Origin of the sequence: Pseudonocardia ailaonensis (assembly GCF_039531635.1) — a bacterium.
In the GTDB taxonomy this organism is placed as follows: Bacteria; Actinomycetota; Actinomycetes; order Mycobacteriales; family Pseudonocardiaceae; genus Pseudonocardia; species Pseudonocardia ailaonensis.
On record NZ_BAAAQK010000009.1, the window covers coordinates 159,537 to 177,077 of the forward strand.

At 73.4% G+C, this 17,541-nt stretch carries 15 protein-coding genes; 5 read left to right on the plus strand and 10 right to left on the minus strand.

Features of this window, described 5'->3' with window-relative positions; all coding sequences use genetic code 11:
• Window position 1: 1 nt before the first annotated feature.
• The 5 genes from ABD324_RS16645 to ABD324_RS16665 are packed head-to-tail and all read left to right on the plus strand — an operon-like array spanning window position 2 to window position 5,970.
• On the plus strand, window positions 2–907 hold the full coding sequence (locus tag ABD324_RS16645; RefSeq protein ID WP_344417586.1) for an ABC transporter permease: 906 nt from the start codon (window positions 2–4) through the stop codon (window positions 905–907).
• Entirely contained in the window at window positions 904–1,710 is an 807-nt protein-coding gene (locus ABD324_RS16650; RefSeq protein WP_344417588.1) for an ABC transporter ATP-binding protein, read from the plus strand. The genes ABD324_RS16645 and ABD324_RS16650 overlap by 4 nt, the downstream gene beginning before the upstream one ends.
• On the plus strand, window positions 1,707–2,492 hold the full coding sequence (locus tag ABD324_RS16655; RefSeq protein ID WP_344417590.1) for an ABC transporter permease: 786 nt from the start codon (window positions 1,707–1,709) through the stop codon (window positions 2,490–2,492). Before ABD324_RS16650 ends, ABD324_RS16655 begins: the two co-directional genes overlap by 4 nt.
• 60 nt (window positions 2,493–2,552) lie before the next feature.
• A complete protein-coding gene (locus ABD324_RS16660; protein WP_344417592.1) occupies window positions 2,553–3,647 on the plus strand; it encodes an ABC transporter substrate-binding protein in 1,095 nt (364 codons plus the stop codon).
• 7 nt (window positions 3,648–3,654) lie between these two features.
• Entirely contained in the window at window positions 3,655–5,970 is a 2,316-nt protein-coding gene (locus ABD324_RS16665; RefSeq protein ID WP_344417594.1) for a molybdopterin-dependent oxidoreductase, read from the plus strand.
• A gap of 78 nt (window positions 5,971–6,048) precedes the next feature.
• Here the strand turns inward: ABD324_RS16665 and ABD324_RS16670 are convergent, their stop codons facing one another.
• From ABD324_RS16670 to ABD324_RS16715, 10 genes are all read right to left on the minus strand, one after another.
• On the minus strand, window positions 6,049–7,326 hold the full coding sequence (locus ABD324_RS16670; protein ID WP_344417596.1) for a dihydrolipoamide acetyltransferase family protein: 1,278 nt from the start codon (window positions 7,324–7,326) through the stop codon (window positions 6,049–6,051).
• The gene (locus tag ABD324_RS16675) at window positions 7,320–8,291 is read right to left on the minus strand and encodes an alpha-ketoacid dehydrogenase subunit beta (RefSeq protein WP_344417598.1); all 972 of its coding nucleotides are present in this window, start codon (window positions 8,289–8,291) and stop codon (window positions 7,320–7,322) included. Before ABD324_RS16675 ends, ABD324_RS16670 begins: the two co-directional genes overlap by 7 nt.
• Before the next feature lie 52 nt (window positions 8,292–8,343).
• The gene (locus ABD324_RS16680; RefSeq protein WP_344417600.1) at window positions 8,344–9,399 is read right to left on the minus strand and encodes a thiamine pyrophosphate-dependent enzyme; all 1,056 of its coding nucleotides are present in this window, start codon (window positions 9,397–9,399) and stop codon (window positions 8,344–8,346) included.
• Between the two features lie 100 nt (window positions 9,400–9,499).
• Window positions 9,500–10,984, minus strand: coding sequence for an aldehyde dehydrogenase family protein (locus ABD324_RS16685; RefSeq protein ID WP_344417602.1), 1,485 nt, complete (start codon window positions 10,982–10,984; stop codon window positions 9,500–9,502).
• On the minus strand, window positions 10,972–12,321 hold the full coding sequence (locus ABD324_RS16690; RefSeq protein ID WP_344417604.1) for an MmgE/PrpD family protein: 1,350 nt from the start codon (window positions 12,319–12,321) through the stop codon (window positions 10,972–10,974). The genes ABD324_RS16685 and ABD324_RS16690 overlap by 13 nt, the downstream gene beginning before the upstream one ends.
• A complete protein-coding gene (locus tag ABD324_RS16695) occupies window positions 12,318–13,928 on the minus strand; it encodes an AMP-binding protein (protein ID WP_344417606.1) in 1,611 nt (536 codons plus the stop codon). Before ABD324_RS16695 ends, ABD324_RS16690 begins: the two co-directional genes overlap by 4 nt.
• 56 nt (window positions 13,929–13,984) lie before the next feature.
• On the minus strand, window positions 13,985–14,626 hold the full coding sequence (locus ABD324_RS16700) for an RraA family protein (RefSeq protein WP_344417608.1): 642 nt from the start codon (window positions 14,624–14,626) through the stop codon (window positions 13,985–13,987).
• A 20-nt stretch (window positions 14,627–14,646) separates the two neighbouring features.
• Complete coding sequence (locus tag ABD324_RS16705) at window positions 14,647–15,069, minus strand: Zn-ribbon domain-containing OB-fold protein (protein ID WP_344417610.1); 423 nt, start codon at window positions 15,067–15,069, stop codon at window positions 14,647–14,649.
• The gene (locus tag ABD324_RS16710; protein WP_344417612.1) at window positions 15,066–16,169 is read right to left on the minus strand and encodes a thiolase C-terminal domain-containing protein; all 1,104 of its coding nucleotides are present in this window, start codon (window positions 16,167–16,169) and stop codon (window positions 15,066–15,068) included. The genes ABD324_RS16705 and ABD324_RS16710 overlap by 4 nt, the downstream gene beginning before the upstream one ends.
• Before the next feature lie 59 nt (window positions 16,170–16,228).
• Window positions 16,229–17,347 carry an amidohydrolase family protein gene (locus tag ABD324_RS16715; RefSeq protein ID WP_344417614.1) on the minus strand — a complete coding sequence of 373 codons (1,119 nt, stop codon included), beginning with the start codon at window positions 17,345–17,347 and terminating at the stop codon, window positions 16,229–16,231.
• Between the last annotated feature and the right edge of the window lie 194 nt (window positions 17,348–17,541).

Below are 17,541 nucleotides of genomic sequence, written 5' to 3' on the forward strand. Positions count from 1 at the left end.
CATGACCGTGGACACGCGGGCCCCCGCACGGACCTCCCCGGACGGGGTGGTGCGGGAGAACCCCACACCCGGCCTCCCCGGGGGACGCCGGCCGCGCCGCGACGGATGGCGGGTCGCCGCGGGCTGCGTCGCGGTGGCCGCGGCCCTCGCGGCGGTCTGGGAGCTGGTCAAGCTGGTGGCCGGGCTCGACGACTCCCGGCTGCCGCACACCTGGGAGGTGCTGGCGTACTTCTTCGCGCGGACCTCCAAGGGGGACATCGAGATCGTCTTCCTGCTCGGCAACCTCTGGGTGACGGTGCAGGCCGCGGTCGTCGGCATCGGGTGCGCGCTGCTCGTCGGGATCGGGCTGGGTCTGCTCACCGCGAAGCGCCCGGTGTTCGGCCCGAGCCTGATGCCGATCCTCGTCCTGAGCCGGGCCCTGCCGCTGGTGGCGCTCGCGCCGCCGCTGGTCATCCTGCTCGGCCCCGGCTGGGAGGCGGCGACGATCATGGCAACCCTGGCGGGCTTCTTCCCGGCCGTGATCGCCGTGGCCCGCGGGATCAGGGAGGTCCCGGTGGCCCAGCGAGAGCTGCTGGACAGCTTCGGCGCCCCGCGCCGGCGCCAGTTCACCGTGCTGGAGCTGCCGGCCGCGCTGACCCAGACCAGCGCGGCGATCCGGACCGTCGCCGCCTGGGCCTTCCTCGGCGCGGTGCTGGCCGAGCTGCCGTCGGGCACCCAGGACGGCATCGCGGCCGTGGTGCTCGCGGCCACCCAGTACTACACCTACCAGCCCGAACCCATGTGGTGCGCCGCCGCGGTGGTGGCCGCGGGTGGCGTCGCGCTGGTGTACCTGATCTCCGCGCTCGTGCGGTGGGCCGCCCGGCTCGCCCTGCGCACCACCCACCTCCCGGCGGGAGCCGAATCATGACCCTCACCCAGGACCCGGAGCGGACCACCGGGGTGCGCACCGCCATCGAGTTCTCCGGCGTGGTCAAGACCTTCGACCCGGCAGCCGGGCCCGTCCTGGCAGGCCTCGACCTGAAGGTGGCGGACGGCGAGTTCGTGTCGCTCGTCGGCGCCTCCGGCTGCGGCAAGTCGACGCTGCTGCGCCTGGCCGGGGATCTCACCTCCCCGTCGGAGGGCGTGGTGCTCGTCGACGGCCGGGAGGCGGCGGTGGCGCGCGAGCGCCGCGACATCGGGATCGTGTTCCAGAGCCCGAACCTGCTCGCCTGGCGCAGCGTGCTGCGCAACGTCGAGCTGCCGCTGGAGCGCACCGGAGCCTCCCGTGCCGAGCGCCGGGAGCGGGCGATGGCCCAGCTGGAGCTGGTCGGCCTGGCCGACGCCGCCGGCAAGTACCCGCACCAGATCTCCGGCGGGATGGCGCAGCGCGTCGCGATCGCCCGCGCGCTCGTGTACGACCCCCGGATCGTGCTGATGGACGAGCCGTTCGGTGCGCTGGACGAGATCACCCGGGACCGGCTGAACCTCGAGGTGCGCGACCTGTGGGCACGGACGGGCAAGACCGTGCTGTTCGTGACGCACTCGGTGCCGGAGGCGGTGTTCATGTCCACCCGGGTGGTCGTAATGGACCGCAACCCGGGCCGGATCGGCGAGATCGTGGACCTCGACCTGCCCGCCGCGCGGACCGCCGACACGACCGCCACCCCGGAGTTCTTCGACGCCGTCACCCGGGTCCGGGCGAGCCTGGCCGCCCACATGGGGGCGCTGTGACCACCCGCGAGCGCTACGCGGCGAGACCCGCGTCGCGGGCACTCACCGTGCCGGGCACGATCGTCCTGCTCGCGATCCTGGTCGGCATCTGGGCCGGGGCGATCCAGGTGCTCGGGATCGGCGCGCTCACGCTCCCCTCGCCCGCCAGGGTGGTCGAGGCGATCGTCGAGAAGCCCGGCGTCTACCTGCGCAACGGCTGGCGGACCACGATCGAGGCGCTGCTGGGCCTCGGGGCCGGGGTGGTGGTGGGGATCGGGCTCGCCGCGCTCGTCGTGCGGCGGCGGATCCCCCGCTCCGTCGCCCGGATCTACGGGTCGGCCCTGATGGCCATGCCGGTCGTGGCGATCATCCCGCTGGCCAACGCGGTCTTCGGCTTCGGGATGCTGCCGCGGGTCGTGGTGGTCGCGCTGACCATCGGCCCGCTGATGTTCACCTTCGCCCTCACCGGGTTCCTGGCCGCCGACGCCGGGACCGACGAGATGTTCCGCAGTATCGCGGCCCCCCGCACCAAGGTCGCGTGGTCCTTCCACCTCCCCGCCGCGCTCCCGCACCTGATGAGCGGGCTGCGGGTCGCGGCCCCGACGTCCTTCACCGTGGCACTGCTGGCCGAGTACTTCGGCGGCAGCCTCGACACGCTCGGCACCTACATCAGCAGCGCGTCCCGCCAGCTGCGCGTGGACAACCTGTGGGGTGCCGCGTTCACGGCGTTCGCCTTCTGCGCCGTGCTGTTCTGGCTCGCCATCGGGCTGGACCGGCTGCTCGTCCGCCGGCCGGCCCGCTGACGGGCAGCCGTCCCCCGCACCGTTCCTCCCCACCCGTTCCTCCCCACCCTAAGGACGATCATGAAGATCTCCAGCCGGCGGCTGCTGGCCGCCGCGGCGGCCCTCACCGCGGCCGTCACCCTCGCCGCCTGCGGCTCCGGATCGAGCAGCACGCCGGCCGCCGCGGGCGGCGGGGGCACCACCAAGATCAACCTGGTCCTCGGCTGGGTCACCCAGGCCGAGTGGGCCGGGTTCTACGCGGCGGAGGAGCAGGGCTACTACAAGGCAGCCGGCCTGGAGGTCACGATCAGGCCGGGGGGCCCGGACGTCAGCACGGAACAGGTCGTCGGCGCCGGGCAGGCCGACATCGGCACCGGTCCCTTCGGCGCCGTGCTCAGCGCCGTCGACCAGGGCTCCCCGCTCAGGTCCGTCGCGCAGACCTCCGCCCGGCCGGGCTACGTGATGGTGTCCAGGAAGTCCGCGGGCATCAACTCGCCCGCCGACTGGAAGGGCAAGAAGATCGGCTCCTGGGCCGGTGACCAGAAGCTCTACGCGACCATGGCGAAGTACGGGATCAACCCGGACACGGACGTCACGATGGTCCAGCAGGGCTTCGACATGAGCCAGTTCCTCTCCGGCGCGGTCGACCTGGCCTCCGCGTACACCTTCAACGAGCTCGGGCAGGTGCTCGCCGCCGGGATCCCGATGAGCGAGCTGAACGTCTACTCGTTCGCCTCCGACGGCACCTCCGTGGCCGAGGACAACATCTTCGCCAACACGACGTTCCTCGAGGCCAACCGGGACAAGGTCGCCGCGTTCGTCACCGCCACCATGAAGGGCTGGGCGTACTGCCGGGACAACGCCGCCAAGTGCGTGCAGACCGTCGTCCAGCAGGGAACCGCGCTCGACGCCAGCTTCCAGACCTACCAGATGAACCAGATGAACCAGCTGATCTGGCCCTCGGTCGCCGGCCTGGGCGCCATCGACGAGAAGTGGTACCAGCAGTCCATCGACCTGCTGCACCAGTACAAGGTGACCACCAAGGAGCTCACGATGGACCAGGTCGCCGACCTGGCGCTCAACAAGCAGGCCGTCGCCGGGCTCAGCGGCATCGACACGATGGACGCCGGATACACGGCGCCGTCGCTGCCGGCCGACCTGCTCCTCAAGAAGTAGCCGCGCGTTGAGTACGCGCCGGGTCCCGCACGGATCCCACTGGGGTGCCTACGAGGCCCTGGTGGAGGGCGACCGGGTGGTCGGCGTGGCGGCCGCGACCACGGACCGCGATCCCGCCGCGCTCCTGCACTCGGTCCCGGAGTCGGTGCACTCCGCGAGCCGGGTCCGTGCACCGGCGGTGCGCCGCGGTTGGCTCGACGGGCGGGAGCGGACCGGGGCGTACCGGCGCGGCCGGGACGGGTACGTCGAGGTGAGCTGGCCCGATGCTCTCGACCTGGTCGCCGGCGAGGTGCGGCGGGTGCTCGACGAGTACGGGCCCGGCGCGGTCTTCGGCGGCTCGTACGGCTGGGCGAGCGCCGGTCGCTTCCACCACGCCAAGACCCAGCTCAACCGGATGCTGGCGCTGCTCGGCGGGTACATCTCGTCGGTCGGGAGCTACAGCCACGCCGCGGGCACGCAGATCCTGCCGCACGTCCTGGGGTACGACGCGAACAACGGCCCGAGCACCGCCTGGGAGTCGCTCGCCGCCCACACCGACACGTGGGTGATGTTCGGCGGGTGCCCGCGGCACACCATGCAGGTGGAACCGGGCGGGACCGGCGACCACCGCGGCGGGCCCGGGCTGGACGCCGTCGTGGCGGCCGGCACCGAGATCGTCGTGGTCAATCCGGTGCGGTCGGACGGGCCCACCGGGCCGAACTGCGCCTGGTGGCCGGTCCGGCCCAACACGGACACCGCGCTGATGCTCGGTCTGACCCACACCCTCGTCTCGGAAGGCCTGCACGACACCGGTTTCCTCGACCGGCACACCGTCGGCTGGGACGTCTTCTGCGAGTACCTGCTCGGCAAGCACGACGGGGTACCCAAGGACGCCGAGTGGGCGGCGTCGATCGCCGAGCTCGACGCCGGGGAGATCCGGGCCCTGGCCCGGCGGATGGCCGCGGGTCGCACCTTCGTCAGCACGTCATGGTCGCTCCAGCGTGCCGACCACGGCGAACAGCCCTACTGGATGACCGTCGTGCTGGCGGCCGCGCTCGGCCAGATCGGGCTACCGGGCGGCGGATTCGGGTTCGGGGTCGGCTCGATCTCCGGTGTCGGCACGCCGCGGCAGCCGTTCGCGGTACCGGCGCTCCGCAAGCCGCCCAATCCGCTCGCGGACCACGCGATCCCCGTGGCCCGCATCGCCGACATGCTCCTGGCGCCCGGCGCCGGCTACGAGTTCGACGGCCGGCACCGGACCTACCCGGACGTCCGGCTCGTCTACTGGGCGGGTGGCAACCCCTTCCACCACCACCAGGACCTCGGCCGGCTCTCCGACGCCTGGCAGCGGCCCGAGACGGTGATCGCGCACGAGCAGTACTGGACGGCGTCGGCACGCCACGCCGACATCGTGCTGCCCGCCACGACCACGTTGGAGCGCAACGACATCGGTGCCTCCAGCAAGGACCCGTTCCTGGTCGCGATGCACCGGGCGGTCCCTCCGGTCGGTGAGGCCCGGAGCGACCACGCCATCCTCCGCGACGTCGCCGCGCGGCTCGGCATCGAGGATGCCTTCACCGAGGGCCGGGACGAGGAGGGGTGGCTGCGGCACCTGTGGGCGCAGGGGGTCGAGTCCGCCCGCGCCGCCGGCGTCGAGCTGCCGGGCTTCGAGGAGTTCTGGGCGGCGGGCTCGGTGCGGCTGCCGCTCCCGCCTCCGGAGATCCCGTTCGCCGGTCTGCGGCACGGGGAGCCCTTGCGCACCCCGTCCGGGCGAATCGAGATCTTCTCCGCGACCGTCGACTCGTACGGCTACGACGAGTGTCCGGGACATCCGGTCTGGCTCGAACCCGCGGAATGGCTGGGGGCCGCCGAGCCCGGACAGCTGCACCTACTCTCGACACAGCCCGCCACCCGACTGCACAGCCAGCTCGACACCGGACCCGTCGCCGCCGCGTCGAAGATCCACGGGCGCGAGGCATGCCGGATCAACCCGCACGACGCCGCCACCCGCGGGATCGTCGAGGGCTCGCTCATCGAGATCCGCAGCGCCCGCGGCACCTGCCTGGCGGGAGCCCGGCTCGACGCCGGTGTCCGTCCCGGGGTCGTCGTCCTGCCCACCGGTGCCTGGTACGACCCCGACGAGAACGACCCGACCCTGGACCGGCACGGGAACCCGAACGTCCTCACCGCGGACCGCGGGACCTCCCGGCTGGCCCAGGGGCCGACCGCGGACACGACCCTCGTCGAGATCCGGCCGTCGGCCGCCGGGCCACCCGCTCTTCGTGCGCACCTGCCTCCCGCCCTCGCGCGGCGGGCTCCCGACCGCGGCGGCGTCACGCCGTAGGCCTGGCGTCACCGCCGAGAGATCAGGCTCAGGACCGGGTCACCCCGACCCCGGGCCGCCTCCCGTCGACCGTCCCGGTCAGACCAGCAGGAGCTGACGGCGCGGATCGTGGAGGACCGCGCCGACGCGGGCCAGCACCCGGCTGCCCAGCTCCCCGTCGACCAGGCGGTGGTCGAAGGAGAGCGCCAGCTGTGTGGTCCACCGCAGGGCGACGCGGCCCCGGTGCTCCCACGGCGTCCGCCGAACGGCACCGAGACAGAGGATCGCCGCCTCTCCCGGGTTGAGGATCGGGGTGCCGGCGTCGACCCCGAACACTCCGATGTTGGTGAGGGTGATGGTTCCCCGGGCGAGGTCCTCCGGGGTGGTGCGACCGTCCCGGGCGGTGGCGACGAGGGCGGTCAGCGCCGCGGCGAGCCGCGGCAGCGAAAGCTCACCCGCCTGCTTGACGTTCGGGACCAGCAGCCCGCGCGGTGTCGCCGCGGCGATCCCGAGATTGACGTCGTGGTGGAGGACGATCTCGGCGGCCCGGTCGTCCCAGGACGCGTTGACGTCGGGGAACTCCCGGGCCGCCACGGCGAGGGCACGGGCGGCGAGCAGCAGCAAGGTGACCTTGCTGCCCTCGAACGCGGGATCGGCCTTCAGCCGCTGGACGAGCTTCATCGAGCGGGTCACGTCGACGGTCAGGAACTCCGTGACGTGGGGCGCGGTGAAGGCGCTCGCCGACATCGCCGCCGCGGTCGCCTTCCGCACGCCGCGCACGGGGACCCTCGTCGTCCGCGGGTCCGCGTCCACCGCTGCGGCGGGCGCAACGGCCTCCGCGTGGGCGGTCACGTCGGCGCGGACGATCCGGCCGCCGGGTCCGGTCCCCCGCACCGCGGCCAGATCGACCCCGAGATCCTTCGCCAGACGCCTGACCAGCGGCGTGGTGCGTGTCGCCGGCGCGGCCGGGGCGGCCGGCGCGGCAGCGCGCCCGGCAGACCGCCGCCTCCGCCGGACCTCCCCGGGAGCGGACGGGCCGTAGCCGACCAGGACCGCCGGAGCTCGCTCGTCCGCCTCGGCGGCCGGGGCGACGGGCTCCGGCGGAACCTCCGGCTCGTCGGCGGGCTCGCCGATCCGGATGATCGGCGCGCCGACCGCGACGGTCGCCCCCTCCTGCGCCATCAGCGCGGTGACCGTCCCGGCGAACGGCGAGGGCAGCTCGACCAGCGACTTCGCGGTCTCGATCTCGACCAGGACCTGGTTGTGTTCCACGACGTCCCCGACGGCGACCCGCCAGGTGACGATCTCGGCCTCGGTGAGCCCCTCCCCCACGTCCGGCAGCCGGAACTCGCCGCCGTTCACGGTCGCCGTCACCATGCGAGGCTCCGGTCCACCGCGTCGAGCACCCGGTCGAGGTCCGGGAGGAACTCCTCCTCGAACTTCGCCGGTGGGTACGGCAGGTCGTAGCCGCCGACCCGCAGCACCGGCGCCTCCAGCCGGTCGAAGCACCGCTCGCCGATGGCGCCGGCGACCTCCGCACCGAACCCCCCGAACACCGGGGCCTCGTGGACGACGACGCAGCGCCCCGTGCGCGCGACCGACTCCGCGATCGTGTCCAGGTCCAGCGGGGCCAGCGAGCGGAGGTCGATCACCTCCAGCTCGCGGCCCTCGGTGGCCGCGGCCGTCGCGGCGTCGAGACAGGTCTGCACGGTGCCGCCGTACGCCAGCAGCGTCACGTCCCGCCCGGGTCGCACCACGCGGGCCCGGTCCAGCGGCAGCGGCTCGTCGTCGTGGACCTCGGCCTTGGTCCAGTAGCGCCGCTTGGGCTCGTAGAAGATCACCGGGTCGCCGCACTCCACCGCCTGCCGCAGCATCCAGTGCGCGTCCTGCGATCCCGAGCAGTAGACGACCCGCAGGCCGGCGGTGTGCGCGAAGTAGGCCTCGTTGGACTCGCTGTGGTGCTCCACGGCACCGATGCCGCCGCCGACCGGGATGCGGATCACGACCGGGAGCGCGACCCGCCCCGCCGTGCGGGCGCGCATCTTCGCCAGCTGCGACACGATCTGGCTAAACGCCGGGTAGACGAACCCGTCGAACTGGATCTCGCAGACGGGCCGGTAGCCCCGCAGGGCGAGCCCGATCGCCGTGCCGACGATGCCGGCCTCCGCCAGCGGGGTGTCGATGACCCGGTCGGCGCCGAAGTCCTTCTGCAGGCCGTCGGTGACCCGGAAGACGCCGCCGAGTCCGCCGACGTCCTCTCCCATCACCACGACGCCGGGATCGTGTTCGAGGGCGTGCCGCAGCCCGGAGTTGAGGGCCGCGGACAAGGTGAGCAGGGGCATGGGTGGCTCCCGTTCCCGAGAATCGCCGCCGGGGTGGGGCGGCTGGAGATGATCAGTCCAGGTAGGACGCGACGAGCGCGGTGTGCCGCTGTCGCTGGTCGGTCAGATGAGGTGGTTCCGAGGTCAGGACGGTGCCGAAGAGCGCACTGAACTCGCCCTTCGGGATCGCGCGGCAGACCCGCCGGGTCTCGGCCGCGAGGTCGTCCGACTCCAGCCGGAGGGCGGCGCGTCCGGCCTCGTCGATCCAGCCCTCGCGGTCGAGCAGGATCTCCATCCGGGCGATCGGGTCGCGGGCCCGCCAGCTGTCCAGCTCGCTGTCCGAGCGGTACCGACCCGGATCGTCGGACGTGCTGTGACCGCCCATCCGGTAGGTCGTCGCCTCGATCAGCGCGGGCCCGCCGCCCGCGCGGATCTGCTCGGCGACGCCGGCGGTCACCGCGTGCACCGCGAGCACGTCGTTGCCGTCCACGAGGTGGGCGTCGAGGCCGAACCCGGCCGCGCGCTGGTGCAGCGGGGCGCGCATCTGGGTGCTGGTCGGCGTCGAGATCGCCCACTGGTTGTTCTGGCAGAAGAACAACAGCGGCACCCCCGCGCTCGCCGCCCAGTTGAGCGCCTCGGAGGCCTCGCCCTGGCTCGACGCGCCGTCCCCGAAGTAGACGGCGACGATCTCGTCCGCGCCGTCGCGCTGCACACCCATCGCGTAGCCGGTCGCCTGCGGCAGCTGGGCGGCCAGGACGAGTGTGTAGACGTGGAACCGGTAGGCGGCGGGATCCCAGCCGCTGTGGGCGTTCCCCCGCCACTGCACGAGCAGCTCCTCCGGCGTGATGCCGCGGCACAGCGCCGCGGCCTGCTCGCGGTAGCTGGGGAAGACGTGGTCGTCGGGGCGCAACGCGGTGACGGAGCCGACCTGGGCCGCCTCCTGGCCGCGGGACTGCAGCCAGAGCCCGAGCTCCCCCTGCCGCTGCAGGGCCAGCGCCTCGTCGTCGAAGCGGCGGGCGAGCACCATCCGGCGGTACAGGTCACGGCACAGGTCGGGGGTGATCTCCAACGGCCAGCGCGGGTCCGGGGTCAGCCGGCCGTCGGGGTCCAGGAGCTGTACGGGTTCCACGGGTTTCTCCATCGATCAGGTCCGTGATCACGGATGAGGCCGCCGCGCCCGCGGTGGCGGGATGCGGCGTCCGGTGTGCCGGGCAGGGCGGGAGGGCGGGTCAGCCGTCCACGAGCCACTGCACGTGCTTGTCCTCGAAGTACTCGGCGAGGCCGGGATCGCCGCCCTCGCGACCCAGCCCGGAGGCACCGCCCCCACCCCACCCGACGTCCTGGCGCATGCCGCCCCCGCCGTTGACGGTGACGTTCCCGGAGCGGAGCCGGCGCGCGAGGCCGAGGGCCTGCGAGGTGGGGCCCCAGATGTTGGCGTTGAGGGCGAACCGGGTGCCGTTCGCGAGCCGCACGGCGTCGTCGACCGAGTCGTAGGGCAGCACCACGCCGACCGGGCCGAAGATCTCCTCCTGCGCGATCTCGCTGTCGGGACGTGCCTCGATCAGCTGCACGGGGACGTAGTGGCCGCCCGCCGGGACGCCGGGCCCGACCTCGCGCGCGGCGAGGACGCTCGCGCCCGCCGCCAGGCTCCGCTCGACGAAGCCGGTGACGCGGCGCCGGTGCCCGGCGCTGATCACCGGGCCGACGACCGTCGACGGGTCGGCCGCCGGGCCGACCACGACGGAGTCCAGCGCCTTCGCCGCGAGCTCGACGAACTCGCCGTACCGCTCGCGGTCGACCAGGATCCGGGTGTTCGCCCCGCACGCCTGACCGGCCATCGAGTGGACGCGGGCCAGTACCGGCTCGACCAGCCGCTCGAGCGGCGCGTCGGGCAGGACGAGGTTGGGCGACTTCCCGCCGAGCTCGAGCACGGTCTTCGTGAGGGTCGGCGCTCCCTGGGCGAGGATCGCCGCGCCGACCTGCTCGGAACCGGTGAAGCTCACCAGGTCCACCCGGGGGTCCGACGAGAGCGCCCGGCCCGCGTCGGCGGTGCCGATCACGACGTTGACCACCCCGGCCGGCAGGTCGAGCCCGGCCAGCAGCTCCACGATGTGGCTCGCGACGAGCTGGCCCTGGACCGAGGCGAGCAGGACCGTGGTGCAGCCGGAGGCGATCGCCGCGCCGAGCTTCCGGGCGATCAGCAGCGGCGGGTAGTTGTAGGCGGTCAGGGCCGCGACGACCCCGACCGGCTCCCGGACGATCATGCTGGTCGACAGCCCGCCCGGGCCGGCGAAGGGCGGGAGCGGCCGTTCCCGGCCGCCCAGCGGACCACGGGTCGCGGCCTCGGCGAACCAGCGCAGGCAGTCCACCGCGGGCCGGACCTGTCCGGCCCGGGTCTGCGAGACCGGCGTCCCGACGTCGTGGACGAGCAGGGCCTCCAGCTCCGCCGACGCCTCCATCCGGTCCGCCAGCGCGTGCAGCGCCCGCCCGCGCTCCGCCGGCGTCCACACCGGACGGGAGTCGTCGTCGAAGGCCCGGCGCGCCGCCGCGAGGGCGGCCTCCACCTGGGCCGGGGACGACTCGGCGAACTCGGCCAGCGCCGCTCCCGTGGACGGGTCGGTGGCGACGTGCGAGACGTCCCCGTCGGGGACGACCCACGTGCCGTCCACGAGTCCCCGGACGGCGGGCACCCGCGGTCCCGTCAGGCCTTCCATCGATCCACCTTCAGCACGTCCAGGCAGGGCGCGTCGACCGGTCCCGTGAGCAGCTCCGCCACGGTCGTCTCCAGCTCGTCGCCGAGCAGCGGGGCGGCGAGCCCGCGGAACTTGTCGACCACGACGGCGGCCGGGAGCAGGTTGCCCGGGTTGCCGGCCGGGATGTCGACGGTCCGGTGCACGTCCAGGCCGGAGCCCTGGACCCGGACCCAGCCGGGCCGCGACCGCTCCGTCGCCCGCGGCTCGCACACGACCGTCAGGCGCTCGGCGAGCCCGAGCACCCGCTCCGCCCGGTAGTCGCCGTCCCGGTACTGCTGCGGGGTCAGCCGGCCCGTCACCAGGGCGAGCGCCGCGCTGACGGGCAGCGACTCGCGGGCGGCGAGGTCCGACTCCGAGTGGACGGCGATGTTCTGCTGGAACGCGAAGGGCTCCGTCCCGATCGTCACCTCGACACCGTCGAGGTCGATGTCCGGCGGGAGCTCCGCGAAGGCCAGCAGGGCGGCGTCGAGGGCGGCGTGGAAGCTGCGGCAGGTCGGGTGGATCTTGGTGTAGGTCTCGTCGAGGAGCCAGCGCTCGCCCAGGCCGCGGGTGGCGGCCTCGCGGTCGAAGGGCGCGATCGAGCTGAGCTCGCCGAAGGTGACCTCGACGGAGCGCGGCCCGCCGGTGAACCCGGCGAGGGCGAGGTCCGCCGCGAGGGTGCCGAGGTGGCTCGGCATGCCGTGATACACGTCGCGGACCGTGGCGCCGTGGACCGTCGCGTCCCACGAGGTCGTCAGCGTCAGGTTGGCGGCCAGGGCGATCGTCCGCGCGAGCTCGGCCGGGCCCGCCCCGCGCATCCGGGCGACGGCCACCGCGGCGCCGATGACGTTCCAGGTCCCGCTCGGGTGCAGGCTGGGGCGCAGGCGCTGGGAGGACCCGATCCGGCAGGCGATCTCGTACCCGGTGAGGAACCCGACGAGGGCGGACTCCAGGGTGTCGTTGCGCGCGGCCGCCTCGGCGATCACCGCCGGCATGATGTACCCCGCGACGTGACCGCCCGAGGCCACGTTGCCGCCGTCCAGGAGATCGACGCCGAGGGCCAGGCCGTTGACCAGGCACGCGTCCCGGGCGCCGAGGCGGGGACCCAGCACGGTGGGCGAGTCGCCGCTGCCCCCGAGCGCCTCCGCCAGCTGCCGGACCTCGGGATGGTCCCGGCCGAGGTACAGGCTGCCGAGCGTGTCGAGCCAGGTCAGGCGGACGTCGGCCCGGATCCGCTCCGGGAGCCCCGCCCACGTGAGGGTCGATCCCCACTCGCCCAGCTCCGTGGCCACGTCCGTCGCCACCGCGGTTGCGCTCACGACCTCGTCACCTCCTTCATCACCTCGTCGGTCCGCCATGATCCCTCCGTGATCCCCTGCTCGCGCAGCTCCCTCTTCAGTACCCGGCCGACGGCGCTGCGCGGGAGCTCGTCGCGGAACTCGATCACGGTCGGCAGCGCGAAGTACGGCAGCCGCGACACCATCCACCGGAAGAAGTCCGCCTCGGAGAGGCCCGCGTCGGACCGCACCGCGGTGACCTTCACGTCGTCCTCGGTCAGGTCGCTGGGCACGGCGTGGACCGCCACGTCGACGATCCCGTCGTGCCTCATCAGGACCCGCTCGACCTCGTGGCTGGAGATGTTCTCGCCGCGTCGCCGCAGGTAGTCGCCCTTGCGGTCGAGGAACGAGAGGTAGCCGTCGGCGTCGACGCTCCCGATGTCCCCCGTCCGGAACCACAGGTCGGCGGTCGCCGCGACGGTCGACGCGGGCCGCGCCCAGTAGCCGGAGAACATGAGGTTCGCGCGCCGGGGCCGGACGACGATCTCCCCGGGTGTCCCCGGCTCGACCTCGTCCCCCCGGTCGTCGAGGACCCTGACGTCGTAGTCCGCCGCGTTGACGGGACCGGCCGTGTCGGGGCGGTGGTCGTGCGACGGTCGCAGGAGGGAGATCGTGGAGCACTCGGTCATCCCGTACATCCCGCTGAAGGTGTCGACGCCGAACCTCTCGACGAGGGTGGCCCGGATCTGCTCGGGCATCGGGACGGCGATGACCAGCCGGACGTGGTCGTCGAGCGGGTCGTGCTCCGAGCGGGCGACGAGCGTCGCCATCGAGCCGAGCAGGTTCGCGATGGTCGCACCGCAGGCGTGGAGCTCCTTCCAGAAGCGCGACACCGAGAACTTCCGCGCGATCACCGTCCGGCCCCCGCAGAGCAGCGCCCCGATCACCCCGAACTTGATCGCGTTGAGGTGGAACAGCGGCAGCGGGGTCCAGAACACGTCCTCGGCCGTGCGGGCGTACGCCTCGCCGACGATCGCGGAGTGGTGCACCAGCGCGTTGTGGGAGAGCAGGCAGCCCTTCGACGGGCCGGTGGTCCCGCCCGTGTAGAGGCAGATCGCGGTGTCCCCGCTGGTGACCGCCGGCAGCTCCGCCGCGGGCGGCCCGCCGACGACCGTTCCCCAGTCGACGAGCTCCACGTCCTCGGGAAGTCCCGCCGGCCGTCCGGCCGGGTCGCCGAACACGACGACCGTGGGCCGGGCGCCCGAGTCGCGGAGCACCTCCGCGATGCGGTCCGCGAACCCGGCCTGGCACACGACGACGTCCGCACCGGAGTCCGCGAGGACGTGGGCCAGGAACTCACCCTTGTAGGCCGAGTTGATCGGCACGAGGATGCAGCCGGCCCGGAACACCCCGAACAGGGTCAGCACCGCCTCCACGCAGTTCTCCGTGAGCAGGGCGACCCGCGCCCCCGCGGCCAGGCCGCAGCGGTCCCGCAGGAAACCGGCGATCGCCGCGCTCTCCGCGACCGCGACGCGCGGGGTGAGCCCCATGCCCGCGACCTCGAGGAACTCCTCGTCCGGCCGTGCGGCGGCGCGTTCCTCCAGCAGCGCCTGCGCCGTCGGTCCACGGTCGACCGTCCACCTGTCCATCTGCGACCTCTCACTCTCGTGCGCGGCGCTCCGTCGCGCCGATCCCCCCGCCGGGCTCACGGCTGCGAGCCCCCGGGCAGGTGTCCCGCCTTCGCGGCGACGACCTCGTCGATCCGGCCGGCCTGCAGGGCCTCCAGGTCTCGTTCCTCGGCCCGGCCCCGCTCGGTCGCCGCGGCCAGTACCTCGGGCCAGCGCCCGGCCGGGACGACCACCACGCCGTCGTCGTCGGCCACCACGACGTCACCCTCGCCCACGACGACCTCGCCGATCCTGATCGGCTCCCCGAGGACCCCCGGCCGCCGCTTGGCCGGGTCACGGGTGACCACGGCCCGCGCGAAGACCGAGAAGCCCATCTCCCGGCACGCCCCGACGTCCCGGGCGCCGCCGTCGACCAGCACCCCGGTCACCCCGGCCGCGGCCGCCGCGGTCGAGGCGAGGTGCCCCCACAACGCCACCGAGTCGTCCGGACCGGCCAGGACCAGCAGGTCACCGGCGCGGGCGGCTCCGACCAGGGGCCACGTGGCGGAGTTCTCCCCCGGTGGGTTGGAGGCGGTCCGGGCCCTGCCGACCACGCAACCCGATCCGCTCCGGCGCGGCAACCGCTCGGCCGCGATCACGCCGTCCCGGCCCGTCACGGCCCGGAGCGACGCGGCGATCGTCGCCACGCCCAGCCCGCGTGCCGTGTCGTCGGGGGTCACGCCGGTCACCGCCGGGAGCGTCACGGTCGTGGCTCCCAGTGGTAGCCGGCCCGCGACGGGTCGCCCGTCCACACGAGCTCCACGCCGGAGCCGATCGGCACGGCCTCCCCCGCGAGGCGGGCGATGACCCGCACCCCGGGGTGGGCGCGCAGCTCGCCCAGCACGACCGCGTAGGGGACCTGGTCGGCGAAGGCCATGAACGACCGGTGGATGGTGACGGCCGAGCGCACCACGGCCGAGGGATCCTCGACCGGCAGCCACTCGAGCCCCACCTGCCCGCACCGCCAGCAGGCGGGACCGGGCGGGAAGTGCTCCGTCCGGCAACCGTGGCAGCGCTGGAGGCAGAAGTCGCCCGCGGCCAGCCGGGCCCGGAACTCCCGGGTCTCGTCCGGCCCGACCTCGCCGAGAGCCCCGGGGGCGTCCAGCAGGGGTCGCCCGCTCATGCCGCGGCCTCCAGGACCATGCCGCTGGCGACGCTCGGTCCGGCCCAGCCGGTCACCAGACCCAGCCCGCAGCCCTCGACCTGGCGGCCGGTGCCGGCGTGGTCGGCCCGGAGCTGGCGCACGATCTCGAGCACGTTGTTCAGGCCGTGGGTGTATCCCTCGCTCAACATTCCCCCCGCGGTGTTGGTCGGGAGGCTGCCCCCGAGCCCGAGCTGGCCGTCACGGACGAACTCCTCGGCGCCGCCCGCCGGCACCAGCCCGTAGGCCTCCAGCTGCCGGAGCACCACCCAGCTGAAGCAGTCGTAGATCGCCGCGACGTCGAAGTCCGAGGGCCGGACACCGGCCTGCTCGTACAGCCGGGCGGCGCACGCCGCCCCGGCGACACCGGTCGGGTCGTCGGCGTTGTAGTGGAAGGTCGGTGCCGTCGCCAGCTTCGGGACCACCGAGCGCACGAGCACCGTCGGCCGGCCCGACTCCCTGACGTCGGCGGCCGGCCGCACGAGGATCGCGTTCGCCTCGTCGCTCTCGACGCAGAAGTCGTGCAGCCGCAGGGGCGAGGCGATGTACGGCGACGCGAAGTACGCCTCGCGGGTGAGCGGGCGCCCGTACATCAGCGCCGTCGGGTTGGACTGCGCGTGGCCGTAGAACGTCTCGCAGATCGCCGCGAGCGCCTCCTCGCCGATCCCGTTGTCGTGCATGTGCATCGCGGCGAGCAGCGCAACGCGCTGGCCGGCGTTGAAGATCCCGTGCGGCACCAGGTAGGCGCCGCCGGGCAACAGCGTCTCCCACGACTCGTCCGTCCAGCCGGCGCCGCCGCCCATGCGCTTCCCCGAACGCCCGAGCATCGTCCGGTAGATCAGGACGTTGCGGGCCGCGCCGCTGGCGATGAGACCGACGGCACCGGAGACGAGCGACTCGGTCGACGTCCCGCCGCTGAGGATCTCGTAGAACCCGCACTCACGGAGGCCGAGGTAGGTGGCCAGCTCCTGGGGCCCCGGCGAGTCCGACTCCTGGTAGCCGAGGATGAAGTCGACGTCGCCGGGCTCGAGGCCGGCGTCGGCGACCGCCTCACGGGCGGCGGTCACCGCCAGCCCGTTCATCGACTCCGTCGCCCGCTTCGATCGGGCCGAGGCACCGATCCCCGCGATCGCGCACCGCATCAGAGGTTGAAGACGCGCCGGGCGTTGAGCTCCCCGATCTTCGCCGCGTCGTCGTCGTCGACGTCCTCGAGGACCTCCTCGAGCCGGTTGCGCGAGTTCGGCCACGCGCAGTCGGAGTGCGGGTAGTCGGCCTCCCACATCAGGTTGTCGATGCCGATCTTCTCGCGCTGTTCGACGGCGAAGACGTCCTCGATGAAGCAGAGGAAGAAGTTCCGCGACCAGACCTCCTCGGGCGGGGTGTCGGGCAGGTCGCAGTAGTGCCGGTGCTTGGTCCACGCCCAGTTGATCTTCTCCATGATGTACGGGGCCCAGCCCGCGCCACCCTCGGAGAGCACCAGCTTGATGTCCGGGAAGGTCGTGGGTACCGGCGACCAGAGCAGGTCGACCGCCGCGATCATCGAGTTGAGGCCGTTGAGGCCGATGTGCATCGCGTACGGGGCATCGGCGGAGGTCGTGATCATCGACGACGACGAGCCGATGTGCATGCAGACCGGCATGTCGGTCTCGACCGCGGCGCGGAACAGCGGGTCCCAGCCGCCGGAGTGGAAGGACGGGAGCCCGAGCTTGGCAGGCCCCTCGGAGAAGGCGATCGCCTTCGCGCCCCGCGCCGCCGTCCGGCGGACCTCGGCCGCCGCCAGCTCGGCGTCCCACAGCGGCAGGATGACCAGCGGGACCAGGCGTTCACGATCCGCCCCCGACCACTCGTCGAGCATGAAGTCGTTGTAGGCCTGCACGCAGGCGAGGCCGAGGTCCTTGTCCTTCGCCTCGAGGAAGCGCTGGCCGCAGAAGCGGCTGAAGGAGGGGAAGGCGAGCGAGGCCCAGACGCCGTCCTGGTCCATGTCCTTGAGTCGCGCGTTGGGCTCGTAGCAGCCGGGCCGCATGTCCTCGAACCGGCGCGGTTCGGTCGAGAAGTCCTCGACGTCGAGTCCCGCCACGGCGTTGAGGCCGACCTGGGGGAAGAGCTGCCCTTCGAACTGCCAGACCTCGTGGCCCTCGTCGTCCTCGACGACGCGCGGGCCCACGTCCTGGTACTTCGCCGGCAGCCGGTCGGTCCACAGGTGCTTCGGCTCGATGAGGTGGTCGTCGACGGAGATGAGCTTGACGTCTTGCCTGAGCATCGTGCGCCCTTCATCGATGGAGGAGGCCACGCAGCACCGCTCACGCGGATCGACGGGGCTGCGGGAGCTCGCTGACCAGCGAGCCTGGAGAGCTGTGCCATCAGCTGACACGGCGTGCCAAGAAAGTAGGCGGATCGCGGCGCACCTGTCAACGACGAGAACGGGCAGGGCCCGGCGGCCGCCGGAGCCGGTGC

Bases quoted from the DNA above. Each gene is read 5' to 3' on its own strand.
- ABD324_RS16675 (WP_344417598.1), bottom strand. From the start codon at position 8,291: ATGCCCCTGCTCACCTTGTCCGCGGCCCTCAACTCCGGGCTGCGGCAC.
- ABD324_RS16695 (WP_344417606.1), bottom strand. From the start codon at position 13,928: ATGGACAGGTGGACGGTCGACCGTGGACCGACGGCGCAGGCGCTGCTG.
- ABD324_RS16715 (WP_344417614.1), bottom strand. From the start codon at position 17,347: ATGCTCAGGCAAGACGTCAAGCTCATCTCCGTCGACGACCACCTCATC.
- ABD324_RS16705 (WP_344417610.1), bottom strand. From the start codon at position 15,069: ATGAGCGGGCGACCCCTGCTGGACGCCCCCGGGGCTCTCGGCGAGGTC.
- ABD324_RS16645 (WP_344417586.1), top strand. From the start codon at position 2: ATGACCGTGGACACGCGGGCCCCCGCACGGACCTCCCCGGACGGGGTG.
- ABD324_RS16650 (WP_344417588.1), top strand. From the start codon at position 904: ATGACCCTCACCCAGGACCCGGAGCGGACCACCGGGGTGCGCACCGCC.
- ABD324_RS16685 (WP_344417602.1), bottom strand. From the start codon at position 10,984: ATGGAAGGCCTGACGGGACCGCGGGTGCCCGCCGTCCGGGGACTCGTG.
- ABD324_RS16660 (WP_344417592.1), top strand. From the start codon at position 2,553: ATGAAGATCTCCAGCCGGCGGCTGCTGGCCGCCGCGGCGGCCCTCACC.
- ABD324_RS16670 (WP_344417596.1), bottom strand. From the start codon at position 7,326: ATGGTGACGGCGACCGTGAACGGCGGCGAGTTCCGGCTGCCGGACGTG.
- ABD324_RS16710 (WP_344417612.1), bottom strand. From the start codon at position 16,169: ATGAACGGGCTGGCGGTGACCGCCGCCCGTGAGGCGGTCGCCGACGCC.